We start from the raw sequence: 19,247 nt of genomic DNA on the forward strand, positions 1-19,247 counted from the left end.
CCTAGGTGGAGGAGTTGTTTTTCTAGGTTCGGCAGGATCCACATGACGCCAACGCCTTTGAAGGCTTGTTCTACTTTGTAGGTGGTTTTGCCTAGCCGGGCGGCGAGTCGGGTAATGGAGGTTTCGTAGTTGTCGGTGCCTTTAGGGAGAACCTTTTTTAAGGTGGAATAGATTTCCTTGTTGATCCGCACAGTCATGTGGCACACGGGATCATCCGGGTGGGTGTTAGCCCAAAAAGGTGTGTCAATCACCTTAAGCTGGGTGCAGGTATCTGCCATGATGATCCCCCGAAAAATTACTACTACTACTACGTGCGATCTTTTTAATCGCATATGTGTCTTGCTGTGTCCTCTATGTTAATAGCACACACCGGGGTTGTCTAGGGGTGTGGGCAAACTATTTTCCACCCCACCCCCACAATTACCCCTGCTACGGTAAACCGGCTGGTGAACACTACTTTCCAGGGCGCTACACATGCTCAATCATGGCGCTAATCAAGCGTCCCACAATGCCTTTCATGCTAATCGAACACGGGCTTTCACCCGCCCCGCTGAATCGCTACTATCAGCGATAACCCACCCATGTTCGATACCTCGCACCCGTACCCCACACATCACCCCACAAACCCCTCAAACCCGCGCCCCATACCTTCGCTATTATCGGTTTCACTTCCCCGTTAAAACGATCAACCCGAGCCTTCCCCACACACAACAACTCACGCCCAGCCCACGCACAACAACGCCCAACAACCCGCACACAACCCCCGAGATTGGAGACTCATGCCCGACCTTGTTATCCACGGGCTAGAGAAAAGCTTCGGCTCGCTCAAGGCCCTCTCAAACGTATCCTTCCAGGTGAAAGCCGGTGAAATCTTCGGTTTCGTCGGATCCAATGGAGCCGGCAAAACCACCGCCATGAGGATCATCCTCGGCGTCCTCGCAGCCGACACCGGAGAAGTCACCTTCGATGGAAAACCCCTTGATCTCAAGACCCGTCGCCGCGTGGGATACATGCCAGAAGAACGCGGCCTCTACCCCAAAATGAAAGTCGGCGAGCAACTCATCTACCTCGCTCAACTCCACGGTGAAGACAAATCCAGCGCCACCAAGTCCATGGAGTATTGGACCGAACGTCTTGGCGTAGATTCCCGTCGCGACGAGGAGGTCCAAAAGCTCTCCCTCGGTAACCAGCAGCGCGTACAACTAGCTGCCGCCCTAGTCCATAACCCCGATGTCCTCGTCTTAGATGAACCCTTCTCCGGCCTAGACCCCATCGCCGTGAATGTCATGAGCGATGTCCTCAAAGAACGCGCCGCAGAAGGCGTGCCCGTCATCTTTTCCTCGCACCAACTCGACCTGGTCGAGCGGCTGTGTGACCGCGTCGGCATCATCCGGGAAGGCCAGATGGTGGCCTGCGATACCATCCCCAACCTGCGCCAACACGATCAACAGGTCGTGGATATCCGACTTCTCAACGCTCTTCCCGACTGGACGCAGCATCTCCCCGCCACCATCACCGTCATAGAACCTGGTGGCAACACCGCCCGCGTTTCCCTCCCCAGCCACGACCAAGAACTTCGCGCCCAACTGCTCGCCGCCGCAACTCAAGCCGGCGCCCTCCAAGAGATCAGCAACTACTATCCCCCGCTCACCGAGCTCTACCGCGAAGCCATCTCCACACCCCACGGAGGCCACCATGCATGATGTACTTCTGATCGCCCGCAGAGAGTTCAAAGTCAGCTTCTTCAAAAAAGCCACGCTGATATCAATTGCGGTGACCTTCTTGCTCATCATCGGCGGAATGTTCTTCATCAGCTGGCTCAGCAAAAACGCTGATGATACCTCAACTGTGCACCTCGGCGTCGCCCCAGAAGCCATGGTCCTCCAAGATGAACTGCACGACACCGCCACCCAACTCGGCGCTGAACTCAACCTCGTAGAGCTCAACGAAAGCACCGCCGTAGAGCAGCTCAAAACTGAGGATATCGATGCGTATATCCAAAGCCTCAACCCCGCCACCGTCCTCACAGAGCATCAGCTTTCGGCCACCGAACAGTCCCTCATTTCCACTGCGGCACAGAATTACAGCTTCAATACGCTGCTCAGCTCCCTCGGCGCTGACCCCGCCCAGGCCAAAGAAACCCTCACTGGCGCGCAACTAGAGGTACGCACCCTAGAAACCGAGGACGCCGCCACCACCGCCCGAACCTTCACGGTCACCCCCATGATCACACTGGTTTTCTTCACCATCATCGTCGCCGGATCCATGCTGGCCATGAGCGTCGTGGAAGAAAAATCCTCCCGCGTGGTCGAAGTGCTCCTCTCCACCATCCGCCCAGTCCAGCTCCTCGCCGGCAAAATTATCGGCATCACTTCCCTAGCCTTCTTACAGCTCCTCCTCTACGGTGCTGCCTTCTCCTTAGGCCCACGCATCCTCGGGCAACCCAACCTCCTCGAAGGCTTCGATATCCCGCTCGGCCTGCACGTTTTGGTCTGGGGATTACTCGCCCTGATCCTCAACTCAGTGCTCTGGGCCGCACTCGCCTCACTGGTCTCCCGCCAGGAAGACATCGGCGCCATCTCCATGCCTATGACCTTCATCCCCATGGCCGGTTTCTACCTCGCCATATTCCTCGTCCAAAACCAGTCCGAGCTCACCCCATTAGTCACGGTGCTCGCTCTGATTCCGCTGTTCACCCCCTTCGTCATGCCCATGCTCTTGGCCAAGAACCTTGCCCCACTCTGGCTCATCGGTGCAGGTTACTTAGTTCTCATCCTCTCGATCCTCGCTGTCCTCTTCCTCGGCGCACGCATCTACCGCCGCGCTGTCCTGCACTCCGGCGGACGCATGAAGCTACGCGAAGCACTCTCCTAACCCTTTTAAGCTTTCCCCGAGACCCGCCGCCCGCCGCCCGCGCCAAGGATGGCGGTAGTCTCGGGGAAAACTTTGCCGCACGTGGTTGCTTACAACCCGAGATTGAGAAAGCGAGGGGCGCAAACCATGAATGAGAAGCAGGAGCGCGACTATCATGCGCGCGGGGCAATTGCGCAGTTATTCTGCTCTTGGCTCAATCACGATGGGGAGCGCGCCAAACTTATGGAACGCCTAGGTGTTCGCACACTGCCAGTCATCCTCCCCGCATTCGGAGACACACTCGCCACTTTGAAAACGGTGAGGAATACGTGGTCGTCCCAGTGGGTTTTCCTGGTCAGGGGTCCAAGGGCACCAAGCTTTGCGTACTGACCATCTCATCTCAAGATTCCAAAACTCTGTGGCAATCAAACACTAATATGGCGCAGGTTGCTGCAGCACTAGATTCCAACAAGAAATGGGACATTGTAGATCTGGCTGCGTTGATTTAAGCACTGAAGCCTTCCCGCACCTCCTTGCCCTAAGACCTGGGATTCTGTTACACAGGTCACATTAGGAGGAATCATGCGAACCGTTGGATATCTCTGGGACTCCCTCTATGGGTGGGTTGATACTGGCAGTGGTGGGTTCAGCCCGGCCGATCCCCTTGCGGGCTTACAACCCATTGCGCACCACGTAGCGCATCCGGACACTAAGCGCCGCTTTCATGAAGCAGTCCAAGTCTCGGCCCTTAAAGAACACCTCACCTTTATGCAGGCCACCGCGGCCAGCGATGAGGATCTATTAAGGGTGCACACCGCGGAATATGTGCAGCGCATTAAGGATCAATCGACGCTAGCGAAGGGTGGGGATGCCGGGGATGGGGCCACGCCTTTGGGTAAGAATGGATTTCATATTGCCGCCTTGGCTGCTGGTGGGGCCATGCGGGCCACCAAGGCGGTAGTAGAGGGGGAGGTGGATTGCGCCTATGCGCTTATTAATCCGCCGGGTCACCACGCTGAGGCGGGCCAAGGGATGGGGTTCTGCCTTTTCAATAATGTCTCGGTGGCGATTGCTTATGCCCGCGAAAAGCTTGGGATACAGCGGGTAGCGGTGGTTGATTGGGATGTGCACCACGGCAATGGCACAGAAGCGATCTGGTGGGATGAGCCAGAGGTATTAACCATTTCGCTGCATCAGCACCTGTGCTACCCGCCGGAATCTGGGTATCGGACCACACATCCGGGTGCCCTGAATATTCCGCTTCCGCCGGGAAGTGGAAATAAGGTGTACGAGCTAGCGATGGACACCGTGGTGGTGCCGGCATTGCGACGCTTCAAACCGGAGTTAATTATGGTGGCCAGTGGTTTTGATGCTGCGGCGATGGATCCGTTGGCCCGGCAGATGCTCACGCAGCGGGGGTTTAACGCATTGACGGAGTCGTTGATGGCGGTGGCTGATGAAGTGTGTGGTGGCAAGGTGGTGTTCTGCCAAGAAGGGGGTTATTGCCCGCATTATGTGCCCATCTGTGGGCTGGGTGTATTGGAGGTACTGACCGGGCACAGCAGTGGGTTTGGGGATCCTTTTGCAGAGATGTTGGATCCACAGGGCGTGGATGATCTCTATGAGCACCAGCGTGTTGAAGTGGAGCGTGCCGCCGAACTACTCGCGCCCAAAGAGTACTAGCCGCGGTGAACCCCGGGCACCTGCTGGGGGGTTGGAATGTGCCGCGCGTGACTCGATCTCGAGGAAGCGTTACCCCCGATAACCCTGTGGTGAGCGGGGGCTCCTGGGACGGGTTGGGAGGGCGGCGGCGGGGTGCGGTGATGCTGAGGTTTTTCGATGTACAGGGCGGGTATGACCCCTGCACTAATGCGGGGAAAAGTGCATAGTTGGGGGTCAGGACTCTTAAGTAATTTCGGTTAGGCTACCCCCGGTGGTACGAGGGTTGGCTAGCCTTAAGTGTTGATGCAGTGCTCTGTGCTGCTTCAGATCCCACGCCCCTTCTTTCAAGAGGTATATATGTCACTGAAGAAAAAGATCACTGCGGCCGCTCTGGCGCTTGCTGGAACGTCGCTGATGGTTGTTGGTTGTTCGAACTCCGAGTCCGCCTCGGAATCCAGCACCACGACCACTAAAACCGAGGCTGCTGAGAAGTCTGAGAAGTCGGAGGCCAAGGAAACCGAGGAAGCATCCGATGGGAAGCTGGTTATCTACTCCGGACGTAGCGAGAAGCTCGTTGATCCGCTGATCGAAGATTTCCGCAAGACCGTCGACTATGACGTCGATGTGCGTTACGGCAAGACCCCGGATCAGGCACAGTTGATTCTGACCGAAGGCGAGAGTTCACCGGCGGATGTGTTCTTCTCGCAGGAAGCTGGCGCGTTGGGTCTGCTTTCTGATCAGGACATGCTGGTCACCTTGCCGGATGATGTACTGAAGATGGTTCCGGCAGGCTTCTCCGGCGACGATAAGACGTGGGTGGGCATCACCGGCCGTGCGCGCGTTGTTGCCTATGACAAGGAGCAAGTCTCCGAGGCTGATGCCCCCGACACCATCGAAGAGATGGTTGATCCGAAGTGGAAGGGCCAAACCGGTGTTGCACCGGGTAACGCCTCCTTCATTGCCTTCGTGAGCGCCATGCGCGTCGATAAGGGCGATGACTTCACCAAGGAATGGCTGCAGAAGCTGGCCGCCAATGAGCCGAAGTTCTACGAAAAGAACACCCACGTGCTTGAGGCTGTCGAAAAGGGTGAAGTCCAAATGGGCTTCATTAACCACTACTACTGGTTCCGTGCCGCCAAGGAACGCGGTGGCGAGAACCTTCGTGCACAGCTGAAGTACGGTGCTGATGGGGACCTGGCTGCACTGGTGAACTCCACCGGTGTAGGCATCCTGAAGAAGGCCGAGAATGATCCCAAGGCGATGGACTTTGTGAAGTACTTGCTCTCCAAGGAAGGCCAGACCTACTTCACCACCAAGACCTTCGAATTCCCGCTGGTTGATGGCATCGAAACCCCCGAGGGCGTGCCCTCCATGGATTCCATGAAGGTTCCGGATGTTGATCTCTCCAAGCTCGGTGATGTCAAGGGCACCGTTGCCCTCATCGATGAAGCTGGCTTGAGCGCCTCCTAAACAACGCGCTTTATGAAGCTACGGACTCGGTCCGGCGCGCCTACGCGTGTCGGGCCTCATCCTATTCTGCTGGTCGCCTCGGTCATTGCCGTGGCGATGGTGGCGACGCCGCTAGTGTTTTTATTCAGTGAAGCCATTGTGGCCCCCACTGAACGAATGCTGGCGGCGCTCGCACGCCCACAGACCAAAACCGCGGCGATCAATACGGTGATGCTCACTGTGAGCGCGATCCTGGGGTCCTTGTTGGTTGGGGTGCCCACCGCCTTTGCGCTGGTGCGCATGGATCTGCCGCTGCGCAAACTCTGGTGGGTGTTAGCAGCCTTGCCGCTGGCGGTGCCCTCCTATGTGGCTGGTCTGGCCTGGGCTGTGATGATTCCGCTGCGTGGCTTTTGGGGATCACTTTTTGTGTTGGTGCTGGTCACCTCCCCCTATGTGACCTTACCGACCGCCGCGGCGCTGCGGCGAGCAGATACTCGGGCTGAGGATGTGGCGCGCACCCTGGGGCGTGGGCCGGCGCAAGCCTTTTTCACCATGACTATGCCGCAAATCGCGCCGGCTGCCGCCTCCGGGGCGCTATTGGTGGGGCTTTATACCATCAGTGAATTTGGGGTGGTAGCTATTATGCGCTTCCGCACGCTAACGCCCTCTATTGAACGCGCCTTTGGTGGCAGTTTTAATCGCGAATTAGCGATGCTGCTTTCGGTGCTTTTGGTGGCCATGGCGTTGGTTGTGATTGCGGTGGAACGCGCCGTGCGCCGACCGGTGATGGTGCAAAAATCCGGGCATGGGCGCGCGAGCTCCACGGTGCGGACCGGGCGGGTGCCGACCATGATCATGCTGGCCGGGATGGCTGTATGTGCAGTGGGAGTACCGGTGGGATTGCTGCTATGGCGTTCTACTCAAGGCATTGCTGGTGGTGGCGTGGAGTGGGCGCGGCTACTGGGTGCAGCGAAAACCACGGTGTTCCTCGGATTTGCGGGGGCCTTGGTGGCAATTGTGGTGGCGCTGCCGGTGGCCATTTTGGCGGCCAGGTGGCGGACACGATCCGCAGTGATCTTAGAGACTGCTGTGTATGTGGGCCATGGGTTGCCGGGCATCGTGCTGGGTCTGTCCATGGTGTACATGTCCTTGAAGGTCGTGCCCTCGCTCTATCAAACGCTGACCTTGATGGTGCTGGCCTATGGGTTGCTCTTCGCCCCGAAGTCTTTGGGTTCCGCGCGCTCGGCGTTGGAGCAGGTGCCTTTGTCTTTGGAGGATGCCTCCCGAACCTTGGGGCGCTCCCCTATTCAAACCTGGTTGACCGTGACCGGACGGATTGCGTGGCCGGGGATTGCTGCCGGTGCTTTGTTGGTGGCGTTAACGGTGATGAAGGAATTGCCGGCGACGTTGATGTTGCGGCCTACCGGGACCGATACGCTGGCGACCAGGTTGTGGCAGCTCACCGATATTGTCGCCTTTAGTGATGCTGCACCTTATGGCGTTGCTTTGGTGTTGGTAGCGGCGGTGCCGGCTTTGGTGTTGGCGCGAGATTCCTCCGGATCTTTGGATGCTGATAGTTCTGATAGAGGAGAAAAGTAATGGCTGGTGGCGAACTCCGTATCCGAGGATTGAAGGCCGGATATGGGCGCGGGCGGATGGTCCTAGATGGGGTGGATCTGGATGTTCCCGCCGGTGGTTTGGTGGCAGTCTTAGGGCCTTCTGGGTGTGGCAAAACCACTCTATTGCGGGTACTTGCTGGGCTATTGCCGGCAAGTGAAGGCAGCGTGGAGCTGGGGGAACGCAACCTGGTGGGAGTACCACCGGAGAAACGTCGGGTGGGGTTGGTGCCCCAAGACGCCGCACTCTTCCCGCACCTTAATGTGAGTGGGAATGTGGGCTTTGGACTACCGCGGGCAGAACGACGCGGGCCTCGGGTGCGCGAGCTATTGGAACTAGCGGGTATCGCGGAATTAGCGGATCGCTCCCCGGCGGCGCTTTCTGGTGGTCAAGCAGCGCGCGTGGCTTTGGCACGAGCCTTAGCACCGAACCCAGATTTGGTGTTATTGGATGAACCCTATGCGGCTTTGGACGCGGGGCTGCGGGGGCGTTTAAGGACCGATGTGGCCGCTATTTTGAAGGCTGCGGGGACCACCTCGGTGCTGGTGACCCATGATCAGGATGAAGCTTTATCCATGGCTGATTATGTGGCGGTCTTAGATTCCGGGAAGGTAGTGCAATGCGCACGACCACAGGAGCTCTATGCGCGCCCCCAGAATGCCTGGGTGGCGAACTTCGTGGGTACCTGCGCAACCTTGCCGGTGAAACGCCGCGCTGATGGTGGTTGGGATTCTGGTTTAGGTGTGATCGAGCAGGCTTCTGCTTCTGCCGGGGTGGGCGAGCAGGCACTGGCGGTGGTGCGGCCGGAGCAGGTGGCAGTGGGAGTTTCTGGGGTTGCTGCAGAGGTGGAGGGGGTGTCCTATGTGGGGCATGCGACGACCTATCACCTGAGGTTGGGTGATGGTGCTGCGATAGAAGCGATGGTGATTGGGGCACCGAGTTATGGTGTCGGGGAGACGGTGCCGGTGGCGCCGCTGCAGGCGCTGCATATTGTGGCTGAATAGCAGAACTCGCCTTCTCTGTTACTTGCAGGGAAGGCGAGCTTCGTTTTGGGTTTAGTCTTTGGGGATGATGAACCAGGCGATGAAGTAGATGAGGGCCTGCGGTCCGGGTAAGAGACAGGACAGAAGGACCGCGATACGCACCAAGGTGGCATCCCAACCATAAGTTTCGGCTAGACCGCCGCAAATACCGGCAATCATGCGGTTAGAGCGAGAGCGGTGCAGACGACGCTGTGGGTAAGCGTTGTAATCATTGAGCGACATGTCTGATGTTCTCCTTTTTTGGGTGAGTTAGGTTCAGGATATCGTGAGGATTTTAGGCCTCGGGCATGAAGTACCAGGCGAAGAAGTAGAGAATGGCCTGGGGCCCGGGGATGAGGAAGCTCAGGATGAAAGCCATGCGCAGGAGGTTGGAATTCCAACCATAGGTTTCTGCGATCCCGCCGAGAACACCTGCAACCAAGAAGTCCCGGCGCGAGCGGTGAAGAATACCGGCGTGTGCGGAGCTATGAACCGGAGCGTAGGCGATGGTCGACATGGTGACGGGGGTCCTTTCTTTCATCTCCCGCGATCTGCTGAAGCTGAAGTGTGTTTTTCGATCTACTTCAAGTCTGCGCGGCAGGACGCAAAAGAACATCGGGACTGACCCCGAAAATCACCCTGAGCTTTCCCCCAGAGCAATGGCCCTAAAACCCTGATGGACCTGGGATTAAGCAGATATCTTCGAGTAATCTGAGGTGGTCTCCATCGAGACGATAACGAGCGCCCAGGGCAATACCAGCGGTGTCGGGGGCATGGCCGAGCTCATCGCTTCGGAAGATGGGCACATGCTTCGGCACAAAGCGGTTGAAGATTGTGAGCAGCTCTGCGAGGTCGTGGTGTTTTTCGAAGGTAGTGAATGTGCCAAGAAGCAGGGCTCGGGCCTGTTCGAGGACCCGCATGTGCTGGAGTTGCGCAAGTTGCGGGATAAGCGCGGCGGGGTCGGAGCTACGGGCTTCGAGAAAAAGGATCTTACTGCGGAGATCCGGGAAATAAGGTGTGCCGGCAAGCTTGAGCAGGCAACGCAGATTCCCGCCGATCAGCACGCCTTCTACTGGGTGCTGCGGGCCGCGAAGCTGGTAGACGTGGGGTTCGAGTAGCTGCTGGTTTCTGCCGGCGAGAAGGTCGAAGAAAGCTTCGGTGCGGCCGGTGGGATAAGTGGCGTGGCGGGCTTGGTACCAGATGGTGGGACGCTGCGCGGCGACGGGGACCAGCACGCTCGTGAGATCCGAATAACCCATGATCGTTGGGAAGGGGGATTCCGGTAGCGCTGGGATGAGCAGCTCAAGCACCTCGTTGGCATAGTTTCCGCCGGAAAGATCGAGCACTACCTTCCCGGCTTGAAGAGCACGGAGGATCTCCGTGCTCCGCTGGGTAGCCGGTGAGGCAGTGTGCTCGTGGTTGCTAAAAAGCTGTGCTTGGGTGACACGATAGCCGCGGGCTGAGAGTGCGGCCACTAACGTGGTGACGCTGCTGCGTTCAGCAGGCGCCAACAAGTTAGAGGTAGCCACCAGATGGATCATGCTTCTTAGCCTATGCGGGAAACATCACCCATGTTCACAGTTTTTTCCGCACTCACAGCATCGAAGCGTTCCGGGAAGCAGGTCAGCACAAAGATCTGTCGCTTCTCCCCTACCTTGTTCAAAGCCAACGCCATGCTTTCTAGGCGCTGGGCATCGGTATTACCCAAGGCATCATCGATGAACATGGGGACGCGATCTTTTTCCTCGATGAGCATGGCCACAGTCAGCCGCTCTAATAGGGCGATCTGTTCCTTCGCCCCACCGGAGAGGTCTGCGATCTCGAAGGTGGTGTTATTTAGGGTGCGTTCCGCGGCCATGAGTGCTTGATCAAGGTGGAAGTCGACGTCCTTGCCGAATACCAAGCGAGCAAGCTCATTAAAGCGCGCCTGGAAAGGTGCTGCATAGGCATCACGGGCCTGGCCATAATACTTCGTGAGCACCTCATAAAGTAGTTTGACCGCTGATGCCTTGGCTTCAATATCTTCCAAGGCAGCGCGAGCGCGATCTTCTTCTACCCGCGCGGCTTCCAGGACTTCCTGGTCACCTTCACCAGTGGAAATCACGCCACGGGCTTCGTAGAGTTGTTCCTCCAGCTTCTCTTGGCGATGTTGACGATTCTTTAGCTTGTTTTCCGCAGCCTTCAGCTGTTCGGACGTGCCGGTGAGGTCAGCGGCATCACGCTGCTTCTCGGCTTCCTCCCAGAGGGTTTTAGCCGCTTCCATGGCTAAGGCAGCGTCCTTAGAGTTTTCCTCTAATTGGCTTAGCGGGATTTCTTTTTCCTTCAGCGCTGCGCGTTCCTGTTCTTCTTCCAAGGCGCTGCTGAGGGTATCCACCTCGGCTTGGGCACGGACGCGGGCTTCTTGCTCAGAGCTGGCCATCAAATCATCGAGAGCTTTTTGGGCATCTTCGCGGCCTTGGGTTGCTTCTTCAGCTGCCTTGTCTGCTTCTTCTAGCTCTTGGGAAGCTTGATCACGTAAAGCGCGGCTCTTATCTAGGTCAAGGTGTGCGCCTGCGAGATCCTCGCCTTCGGACAGTTGGGCTGTGAGTTGCGCCAGCTCTTGGCTGAGCTCATCAAGAGTGCTGCCCGCCGGCAGAATATCTTTGATCCTTTGGTCCAAGCTGCTGCTTTGATCTTGGTACTCGCGGTAGGCGCGATGTGCTTCGCGGGCGCCAGCAAGATCCGAGACCCCGTATTTTTCTAGCAGGTCAGCGAAACTGCGTTCGGCTTTCTCGAGCTCTTCGCGGGAATCCCCCAAGGCATTGCCATCTTTATCGCGGCCAGCGCGATAGGTGAGGTGGAAATCCCCAAGCTCGACGCTGGTGCCCTCACGTAGCAGCACCTCAGTGTTATCTTCGAGGAGTTCGCGCGCTTCGCCATCGACGCGCACCCTGCTGCCCTGCGGGCCTCGAATATCCAGACGCGCACTACTCATGGCGTGATAGTGCTGCTGGATGCTGAGGTTTTGTTGGGCCTCAGTGAGGGCATCCAGATCCTCAGCTTCGATCTGGGTTGCCGGAACCTTCAGGTTCTTGCGCTGGGTATCGAGATCATTGGCTTTAGTGACCACGCTGTGCAGATCAGCGTGGCGCACGACCAGTTCGGCACGGTGGTTATTTCGCCGGGCTTGGCGAAGTTTGTCATCTGCCTGCGTGGTTTTATCTTTCGCCTCACTGAGGGCCTTTTCTAAGGCCTGCTGTTGGGCAAGAAACTTCTCTGAATCCTCATTAAGCTTTTCTAGCTCAGCTTTTTTAGCCTGAAGTGCTTCTTCGCGCTTCTTCAGGTCTTGCTTCAAGGCGAGGCGATCATCGAAGTCCTTCTTGGCGCGCTGGAAATCCGCGGAACGTTGAGTGAACTTTTCCTTGGCCTTCTCAGCTTCTGCAGCGACCGCGGCGCACTTCTGGACAGCTTCTTCAAGAGCTTTGCGGCGTGCTTCAAGCTCCGGTTTTCCGGCGATGAGCTCTTGAATCGCTGGCTCGTTTTTCTCAATCACTCGCAGGGCATTATCAAGGCTCTTCACCTTGTTTTCGCATTGAATACGCTGGTCAATAGCATCTTCGAGTTGTTTCCGATATCCCTTGAAGGTGCTATTTTCGGCACCTGTTTTCGCGGTGTAGTACTTCTTGTACTCTTCCGTGACCCTCTGCATCAGCTCATCGCTAAACGCAAGCTTCAGGTCCTCGCTATCGGCATCCGGGGCAACGTGGCTTTGTGCCGCTAAAGCTTGGGTGACGCAAAGAATTCCTGATGCGGCAATCTGATTTGCCACATCTTCTTGGCGTACGAAGAGCGCCTCCCGCAGATTTTCGTCGGTGTGTTTTTCCAATAGTTCCTTGAATTGGTCATCGGAATCACGGCCGGTTGCGGTGCGTGCGGGACCACCATCTAAGGGAGTTATGGTGAGCTCTGAGCTTGCTCCCCGCAGGAATTTTTTCCTCAGCTGCACACGATATTCGCCCATGGTGGCATCCAGCGCCATCTCCGGGCTTTCTTGCCCCGCCCCTGGGCTACGACTCTGCAGGCTCTTCACATCTTTTTTGGCACTGCCGTGAAAGTCATTAATCAGCGCCCTGAAAGCATCTTGAATGGAGGACTTGCCGGACTCGTTTTCGCCAGTGATGAGCACAATGCCTTCTTCTGGCAGGTCATCGAGGACAAGGTGCTTGATGCCGCGGACATTCTTTATTTCCAAACGGTGAATAATCATGCTTAGTGTCCTTCCGAAGAAGAGCTCAGACGAAAGAGCAAGTTCAACGCATCTCGGGCAGCTTCACTTTCGGCGGCGTCGGTGTCAGCAAGTTCTTGTAATTCCTTGACCGCTGCTTGAGCCACTGCGCCTAGCTCCAGCTGGCTGATTTCTTCTTCGCTTGGTGCAATACGCAGGTCGTGGTAGCGCTTATGCACCTGCAAGCTGGCGAAGGTGCTTTCCAATTCTTCGATCACCCCATGTAGGCGCGCATATTCCGCGATCGGCAAGCTGCCTTGGAGGGAGTAGCGAATAGCGGTGCGGGCTTTTTCGGGGTAGCTGCGTAGCCTTTCTAAGAACCGATCCACGTCATAAGCGGTGGTGAGGTTCGCGTCGATTTCCTCAAAAGTCCAGGTTCCCACCGGGATCTCCTGTACTTCCACAACCGCATCGGTGGCATCGTTTTTATAAATATCCACTACCAGCACGTTGCCGGAATTATTCTCACCGCCATCCCGGCCACCACATTTATTGTGGAAATCGGTGACTTCCGGGGCACCGGAATACCAGGCGCGTTTTTTTGCTTCCACGGGTTGAGCAGAGTGCGTATCGCCTAAGGCGAGGTAGTCAATCACGCCTTGATCCAAAGCCTCGCTGACCTTGACCATGTCAATGCGTTCCGGGGAATCTTCGCCGAAGCTTTGGGTGGGGCCATGGCCCGCCATAATGCGGATAGTATCTGTCGGTTCGAGGTCTTCTAGTACCTCATTGACGAGGTCATGCGGTGCCCGGATGCTGCGTAGCGGGGCACCAATGAGTTCCACGTCCTGAGAGATCTCAATGGGCTGAGAGTCGCTAATGACGTGTATTTTTTCAAGATCTTCGGTTTTATAGAAGATGCTGTCCGCGGTTAAAGGGTCGTGATTGCCGGGCAATAAATACACCGGTATTTCCAGCTTGTTTAAGGCTTCTTTAGCGCGGTTCAACACCCGAGCAGATAGACGATTCTTCTCGAACACATCTCCGGCGATGACAATAAAGGAACACTGCTGATCAACTGCGACTTTGCCTAAAGCCTCAATTGCATCCAAGCGGGCCTCGTTGAATCGGGCTTGTCCATCATCGCCTAGGTAGGCAAGAGTCTTGCCGATTTGTAGGTCAGAAGTGTGCAGGAAGCGCACATGGTGGACAGCATCTTGATAATTAGGGCTAGTCATAGTCTTGGGTGTTCACCTCCTGCAGGTGTTATGGGGTTGAGGAAAAGTGTGAATGTATGTGGGTGGGTTCTTAATCCTCCAGCTCATTGCGTTTCAGTCGCCTAAACGGCGTCACAATGTCTGGATCCGGTAGTTCCGGCACGATATGGGCATCAATGATGCGTGGGCGCGGGGGTCGTTTTAAGGAAGGCTCAAACCGCGGCATCCGAGGGTCATCGTCTTCATCATCTTCATCGGCGAAAACGAGGTGATCATCAATATGATCTCCGAAGTCATCAGCTAGGCGGTAGCCTTCGCCCGTAGAGTCATCTTCTTCCATGCGCTCGCCATATTTGTTGACTGCGCGGCCGACCATGCGGTCATAGATTTCCCTGAGTTCATCAACCGCGTGCTGGGCTTGCATCTTGGTGATCACAACGGGGCGCAAGGCATGCTCCAAAAGGTCTTTGGACCCCTCCTCAAAGACCGGGCTGACCTCCACTGGCGGTAAGGGCGGAAGCCGTTTACCGTGCCAATAGCGCTCTGGCTCAAGCAGCTCAGTTTCATCCATCGGGGTGGCAGCTTCCACCAGTTTTTCGATGTCATCTAGGTCAAGCCCTCGGATTCTGGCAAGCCGATTGGGGTCATCGGACACCATCTCCCCAGCGATAAGCGCTAAAGCCACTGCATGTTTACAGGGCACACGCCCGAAGTCCGGGCAGGTACAACGCCACTCGATATCCTCAACAATCGGGTTTCCCACCATTGCGTCGAAAAGCTCATCGCTAATCTGACCGTCGCGTAGCGCAGCGAGCGATTCGCTATTGCTGAGCATGGCCGCGAGGCGTACCGCATCTTCACCGCGGCGCTCCGGTAGCCAGAGGCTTACCTGGAAAGGTTCGAGCTGCGTGCCCTTGACATATCCAGAAATGCGGTTCGCATCAAAGACCACACCATGGACGCGGTCTTGGCGGGCATACTCAATACCCCGGGTTTCACGTCCGCGGTCAGTCATATCGGCGATCACCCGGAATAACTGATCGGCAATAGGAGAGCGCACACCTTCGGTGCAGGTGCGGCGCACACCTTTTCCGGAGAGTTCCTTCTCCAGGGCCCGCCGGATACGCGCTTCCGCCTCAGCTAGTGGGTCCGGTGGTGTCGGGGCAGAGCCGCGACTGGCACCAAATTTTGCGTAGACGACATTATCAACCTCAGGGCGCTGGGTTTTAGCCCCCAGGTTCAAGGTCGGATGAAGATCATCCTGAGAACCTGAAGCACCGCCATCTTTTCCTTCCGCACTGCGCCGAGCACGCGTGGCGATGAGGCGTTTAATGCTTTCAGCAGGGCTCGGAGAACCAGGCTCAGACTTCTTAGCTACGGCCTTGAGGGCTTTAGCTTTAGCGGTCTTTCCTTTGGTTTTCTCGTCGTCTTCGCTCATCTTTGGTTACTCCTCCTCTCGGGAATATTCGACCAATTCCAAAAGCTGTTCTTCAGGCAGTTCGGTGATCCAGCCTTCACCTTCACCTAAGACCTGGCTGACCAGCACTAGCTTTCCTTCCAGCACATCTTGAATCGCTTCTTCCATGGTGCCTTCCGACACCATTTTGTGCACCATCACGTCCTTAGTTTGGCCAATGCGGAAGGCACGGTCAGTCGCCTGGTTTTCCACCGCGGGATTCCACCACCTATCCATGTGCACCACATGGTTGGCGGCAGTCAGCGTCAGCCCTGTTCCGCCGGCGCGCAGAGACAAGATCATCACATGCGGACCTTCTGGGCGTTGGAAGTCCCGCACCATCTCGCTGCGCTCATGGCGGCTTACCCCACCATGGAGGAAGGGCACGCCTTCTTTGAGGTACTCGGAAAGGAAAGGCTGCAGGATCTTCCCGAAGGCCTTGTATTGGGTGAAGATAATCATCTTCTCATTCCTGTGTAGGGCGTGGTCAATGAGATTCATGAGCTCTTCGACCTTGCCGGAACGATGGTTGCCGTCTGCATCCAGGATCCCGGAGCCATCAGCTAAGAAGTGCGCCGGGTGGTTACAGATCTGCTTAAAGCGCGTCAAGGAAGCCAAGATCAACCCGCGTCGACCCATCTGGCTGGTCTGCCCAGCTCCCGCACAGGCCAAGCCAGTGGCGAGTTGTTTGACCATGCCCTGGTACAAGGCGGCCTGTTCCTCGGTGAGCCGCACCTTGATAATGTGCTCTTCCTTCTCCGGAAGATCATCAATAATCGAGGTGTCGGTTTTCACCCTTCGCAGGATAAACACCGAAGTGATCTGCTTAAGGTGCTCGGCTAAGACGCGATTGTCTTCGCCTTCGATGGGGCGAGCATAGGTGTGGCGGAAGAACTTAGCGGAACCCAGCGCGCCGGGGTTACAAAAATCAATGATGCTGCGCAGCTCAGCCAACCTATTTTCCACCGGGGTGCCGGTCAGCGCGATGCGATGGTCCGTGGGGATCTTCCGCGCTGCTTTCGCTGCCGCGGTGGCAGTGTTTTTAATCATCTGCGCTTCATCCACCACTACATGCGCCCACTCCACCTGACAGAGATCAATAATGTCGCGAGTCAGCAGGTTATAGCTGGTAATACACAAATCGGTCTCCGCCATAATCGCGGCGAATTCCTCATCATGAACCCGCTTATTCCCATGATGCACATACACCGTCATCGAGGGCACAAAGCGCGCAGCTTCCCGCTGCCACGCCGACAACACCGACGTCGGGGCAATCACCACCGTCGGCTTCCACGGGATCTTTTCATCCTCCGGCACTCCCGCCGCCTCAGCTTCAGCGTTCTGCTTCTCCCACTGCGCTTTTTCGGCAGCCAAGAAAGCCAAGACCTGCAGAGTCTTCCCCAAACCCATATCATCAGCCAGCACCGCACCCAGGCCATGCTGCGACATCCAATAGAGCCAGTCCACCCCACGTTTTTGATAGTGCCGCAGCGTCACCTCCACGGTATCCGGCAAGGCAATAGGCTGCGGCGCTACCTGGAAGCTTTCACCATCAATGACTGCCGAAACCCAGCTGCTCTGCAGGCGATCAGCGTTCTGCTCTTCTTCAGTCGGCGCAATATCAATCAGCAATAGCGGATCATCCAATCCACTGGCCGCCTGGTGCATCTTCAATTCACGCATCTTCTGCAAACTGGTCACCAACTGCTGGTTCGCCGCTGAATCCGCTTGCTTCCAGCCTTCCGAGCTGCCGGTTTTTTCCGCCTGAGCGCTAATCAATGCCTGACGCAGCTCCGCCACCAGATCCACTCGCTGCTTCTGCAATAACCGCAACGCGGTAGTTGCTTCCTGCCGAGCATTAAAGTGTCCACGGCTCGTTGCTCTAAAGGTCTTTTCGATCTCCTTATCCAAGCGCCGCAACTGTGCCGCTAGCTTCTGTGAGGGCCCACCCATGAGCAACGCAATTTCTTCTCGCAGCTGCGCCACATCCTCAGAATCCGCATGCAACCACCCATTACGCAGCCGCACGAGCCCTTCTTGGGATACCAGCAGATCCATGATTTCTGCTGGCGATAGCTGAGTATCCCCCAGCGCCACCTGGACATTGAACTTCACTAGCTCATCAAGGCCGAAACGCGTATGCGTGTTGGTGTCATAGGGGTCCACTGCATTAACCCGTGCCTGCGGGCGTCCATCGATCCATCCCTTGGGCCATAAGATCGGCACATCATGGGATTTCAGGCATTCCAAGGGCCCGGCAATGAACTCGGCCATCTCGTTGATATCCAGTAGCGCATCCCAGTCGCCGGTTCCCGCCGCATATTCACGGATCACTGGGTTGATGGAGTCTTCGAGTTCTTCCCTTCGGGTGATGTACGGCTTATAGGGGTCGTGGATCTTCTGCCCCAAAACGCTCTTGCAGTCATAAATAACGCGGCGTTTCTTCGCTAATACGCGCAGCACGTTATCCGAGATTTCTTCATGGCGCACCGGCCTGGGCACACCCTGGTCCTCGCGCATCATCAAGCGCACCATAAAGTGCGGTTCGGATAATTCCGGCATGCGCGTGCTCAAAGCCTCAGCCACATCATCTGGCACCGGCTCAATGACTACCGCCAAATCAATGCGATTGGCAGCCGCATCCTGGGACCATTCGCCGATACGGTGCGAGAGGCTACCGGGTTTGCTCGAACGCGGGAAAGATTCGCCATAGAGGAAGGCACGAGTCACCGGGTTGGTACTGAGCTCTAAGGAGGTCCCGGCTAGGTTGCCTAATAAACGCGGCACCAAGATATCGCAGAAGCGATTAAAGGCCTCATGCGCCACCCCTACCCCACCGTTGGTGGTAATCACCCCAGGTGCGGCCTCAGCGACCTGCTCGATATAGCGTGCAATCGCATCATCATCGGCGAGGCGCCATGCCCCATGAATCTTTTGCCCATGTGGGCGATCCGGATCCACTGCAATATTCGGCAGCACCCGACCGGAGCGAATGAAATTCTTCGTTGCTCGGTAAATATGGAGGAACCAGCGAATATCCGAAGATAAGGCCTCGCGCTGCGCGAAAGTACCTGCTAGGCGTGGGGTCGCAACCGGCGGTAATTTCACAAGGTCGCGGGCACGCCACGGCCGAGGTTCCCCAGCTTCTTCAGCTTCCTCATTTTGTCGTTGACGCCTTTCAATAATGGCGTCCTGGGATTCTAACTCCTCTTCATATTCCACAACCTCAGTCATGGCATCGAAGAGTTTGACCAGGAGGTCAGCGTCCGGCTGCGCGGTAATCAACTCCAATTCAGTAGTGCGCCCGCCGGGGGTTCTTAAGGTACTAGCTAAACGGTAACGGAAATGAGTGCTGTGGATTAGTTCATCAACATGCGGGGGAAAAGTTCCTTTGTCGAGGTGACGCGGGAGAACCACACTGTGGCCCTCCACCTTCTCGAGCCACAGACTCAAGCCCCCCATGTGGTGATTCCACAGCCCGTGCAAGAGAAAATTTGGCATGCCTCTTTGTTACCAGGTGCCGGGGACACAACCTAGCTCTAAGCGAAAATTAATCGAACACCTGTGGATAAACCACGCTGTTCCTAAAAAACCCGTGATCTATCCACAATCCCCTAAGAACTCCCCTCCCCCGAGGCGCCCCCGAGACATCTCGGGGCAACCCGCACCAACCCGCGCCAACCGAGGCGCTCCCACACCACCCCACACCAACCCACAGCTCTCCCGCCCGGGGGTAAGAGATTGAGTGCAGGCCCGGTCAACAGATA

General features: G+C 56.7%; 14 protein-coding genes. 6 read left to right on the plus strand and 8 right to left on the minus strand.

The genetic code is table 11. The features are described 5' to 3' along the window. On the minus strand, positions 1–278 hold a 278-nt coding region (locus tag BMZ01_RS04085), incomplete at its 3' end, for a hypothetical protein (protein WP_143067440.1). A 501-nt stretch (positions 279–779) separates the two neighbouring features. Here BMZ01_RS04085 and BMZ01_RS04090 point away from each other — a divergent pair. From BMZ01_RS04090 to BMZ01_RS04120, 6 genes are all read left to right on the plus strand, one after another. Beyond that, positions 780–1,703 (plus strand): ABC transporter ATP-binding protein, encoded by a 924-nt coding sequence (locus tag BMZ01_RS04090; RefSeq protein WP_092284748.1) that lies wholly within the window; start codon positions 780–782, stop codon positions 1,701–1,703. Beyond that, on the plus strand, positions 1,696–2,874 hold the full coding sequence (locus tag BMZ01_RS04095) for an ABC transporter permease (protein ID WP_092284750.1): 1,179 nt from the start codon (positions 1,696–1,698) through the stop codon (positions 2,872–2,874). Before BMZ01_RS04090 ends, BMZ01_RS04095 begins: the two co-directional genes overlap by 8 nt. A gap of 561 nt (positions 2,875–3,435) precedes the next feature. Continuing rightward, the gene (locus BMZ01_RS04105) at positions 3,436–4,536 is read left to right on the plus strand and encodes a class II histone deacetylase (RefSeq protein WP_092284754.1); all 1,101 of its coding nucleotides are present in this window, start codon (positions 3,436–3,438) and stop codon (positions 4,534–4,536) included. Between the two features lie 336 nt (positions 4,537–4,872). Further along, positions 4,873–5,985 (plus strand): iron ABC transporter substrate-binding protein, encoded by a 1,113-nt coding sequence (locus tag BMZ01_RS04110; RefSeq protein WP_177180055.1) that lies wholly within the window; start codon positions 4,873–4,875, stop codon positions 5,983–5,985. A 114-nt stretch (positions 5,986–6,099) separates the two neighbouring features. Next, the gene (locus BMZ01_RS04115) at positions 6,100–7,563 is read left to right on the plus strand and encodes an ABC transporter permease (RefSeq protein WP_218140937.1); all 1,464 of its coding nucleotides are present in this window, start codon (positions 6,100–6,102) and stop codon (positions 7,561–7,563) included. Beyond that, complete coding sequence (locus BMZ01_RS04120) at positions 7,563–8,585, plus strand: ABC transporter ATP-binding protein (RefSeq protein ID WP_177180056.1); 1,023 nt, start codon at positions 7,563–7,565, stop codon at positions 8,583–8,585. Before BMZ01_RS04115 ends, BMZ01_RS04120 begins: the two co-directional genes overlap by 1 nt. A 51-nt stretch (positions 8,586–8,636) precedes the next feature. On the opposite strand, the gene BMZ01_RS04125 is transcribed toward BMZ01_RS04120, so the two are convergent. From BMZ01_RS04125 to BMZ01_RS11350, 7 genes are all read right to left on the minus strand, one after another. Then, entirely contained in the window at positions 8,637–8,846 is a 210-nt protein-coding gene (locus BMZ01_RS04125) for a PspC domain-containing protein (protein ID WP_092284758.1), read from the minus strand. A gap of 52 nt (positions 8,847–8,898) precedes the next feature. Continuing rightward, positions 8,899–9,120, minus strand: a complete 222-nt coding sequence (locus BMZ01_RS04130; RefSeq protein ID WP_244887584.1) for a PspC domain-containing protein — start codon at positions 9,118–9,120, stop codon at positions 8,899–8,901. 148 nt (positions 9,121–9,268) lie between these two features. After that, positions 9,269–10,132 (minus strand): LD-carboxypeptidase, encoded by an 864-nt coding sequence (locus tag BMZ01_RS04135; RefSeq protein ID WP_177180057.1) that lies wholly within the window; start codon positions 10,130–10,132, stop codon positions 9,269–9,271. 17 nt (positions 10,133–10,149) lie between these two features. Then, positions 10,150–12,849, minus strand: a complete 2,700-nt coding sequence (locus BMZ01_RS04140; RefSeq protein ID WP_092284763.1) for an AAA family ATPase — start codon at positions 12,847–12,849, stop codon at positions 10,150–10,152. A gap of 2 nt (positions 12,850–12,851) precedes the next feature. Further along, positions 12,852–14,045: a metallophosphoesterase family protein gene (locus tag BMZ01_RS04145; protein WP_092284765.1), complete on the minus strand. Its 1,194-nt coding sequence runs from the start codon at positions 14,043–14,045 to the stop codon at positions 12,852–12,854. Between the two features lie 70 nt (positions 14,046–14,115). Continuing rightward, positions 14,116–15,462 carry an SWIM zinc finger family protein gene (locus tag BMZ01_RS04150; protein WP_092284767.1) on the minus strand — a complete coding sequence of 449 codons (1,347 nt, stop codon included), beginning with the start codon at positions 15,460–15,462 and terminating at the stop codon, positions 14,116–14,118. Between the two features lie 6 nt (positions 15,463–15,468). Next, the gene (locus BMZ01_RS11350) at positions 15,469–18,933 is read right to left on the minus strand and encodes a DEAD/DEAH box helicase (protein WP_223845825.1); all 3,465 of its coding nucleotides are present in this window, start codon (positions 18,931–18,933) and stop codon (positions 15,469–15,471) included. Between the last annotated feature and the right edge of the window lie 314 nt (positions 18,934–19,247).

Origin of the sequence: Corynebacterium spheniscorum (assembly GCF_900113445.1) — a bacterium.
Lineage (GTDB): Bacteria > Actinomycetota > Actinomycetes > Mycobacteriales > Mycobacteriaceae > Corynebacterium > Corynebacterium spheniscorum.

What these genes read in the sequence shown, in the direction of transcription:
- BMZ01_RS04150 (WP_092284767.1), bottom strand. Translation starts at nt 15,462, where the DNA reads ATGAGCGAAGACGACGAGAAAACCAAAGGAAAGACCGCTAAAGCTAAA.
- BMZ01_RS04140 (WP_092284763.1), bottom strand. Translation starts at nt 12,849, where the DNA reads ATGATTATTCACCGTTTGGAAATAAAGAATGTCCGCGGCATCAAGCAC.
- BMZ01_RS04110 (WP_177180055.1), top strand. Translation starts at nt 4,873, where the DNA reads ATGTCACTGAAGAAAAAGATCACTGCGGCCGCTCTGGCGCTTGCTGGA.
- BMZ01_RS04095 (WP_092284750.1), top strand. Translation starts at nt 1,696, where the DNA reads ATGCATGATGTACTTCTGATCGCCCGCAGAGAGTTCAAAGTCAGCTTC.
- BMZ01_RS04120 (WP_177180056.1), top strand. Translation starts at nt 7,563, where the DNA reads ATGGCTGGTGGCGAACTCCGTATCCGAGGATTGAAGGCCGGATATGGG.
- BMZ01_RS04145 (WP_092284765.1), bottom strand. Translation starts at nt 14,045, where the DNA reads ATGACTAGCCCTAATTATCAAGATGCTGTCCACCATGTGCGCTTCCTG.
- BMZ01_RS04125 (WP_092284758.1), bottom strand. Translation starts at nt 8,846, where the DNA reads ATGTCGCTCAATGATTACAACGCTTACCCACAGCGTCGTCTGCACCGC.
- BMZ01_RS04130 (WP_244887584.1), bottom strand. Translation starts at nt 9,120, where the DNA reads ATGTCGACCATCGCCTACGCTCCGGTTCATAGCTCCGCACACGCCGGT.
- BMZ01_RS04090 (WP_092284748.1), top strand. Translation starts at nt 780, where the DNA reads ATGCCCGACCTTGTTATCCACGGGCTAGAGAAAAGCTTCGGCTCGCTC.
- BMZ01_RS04105 (WP_092284754.1), top strand. Translation starts at nt 3,436, where the DNA reads ATGCGAACCGTTGGATATCTCTGGGACTCCCTCTATGGGTGGGTTGAT.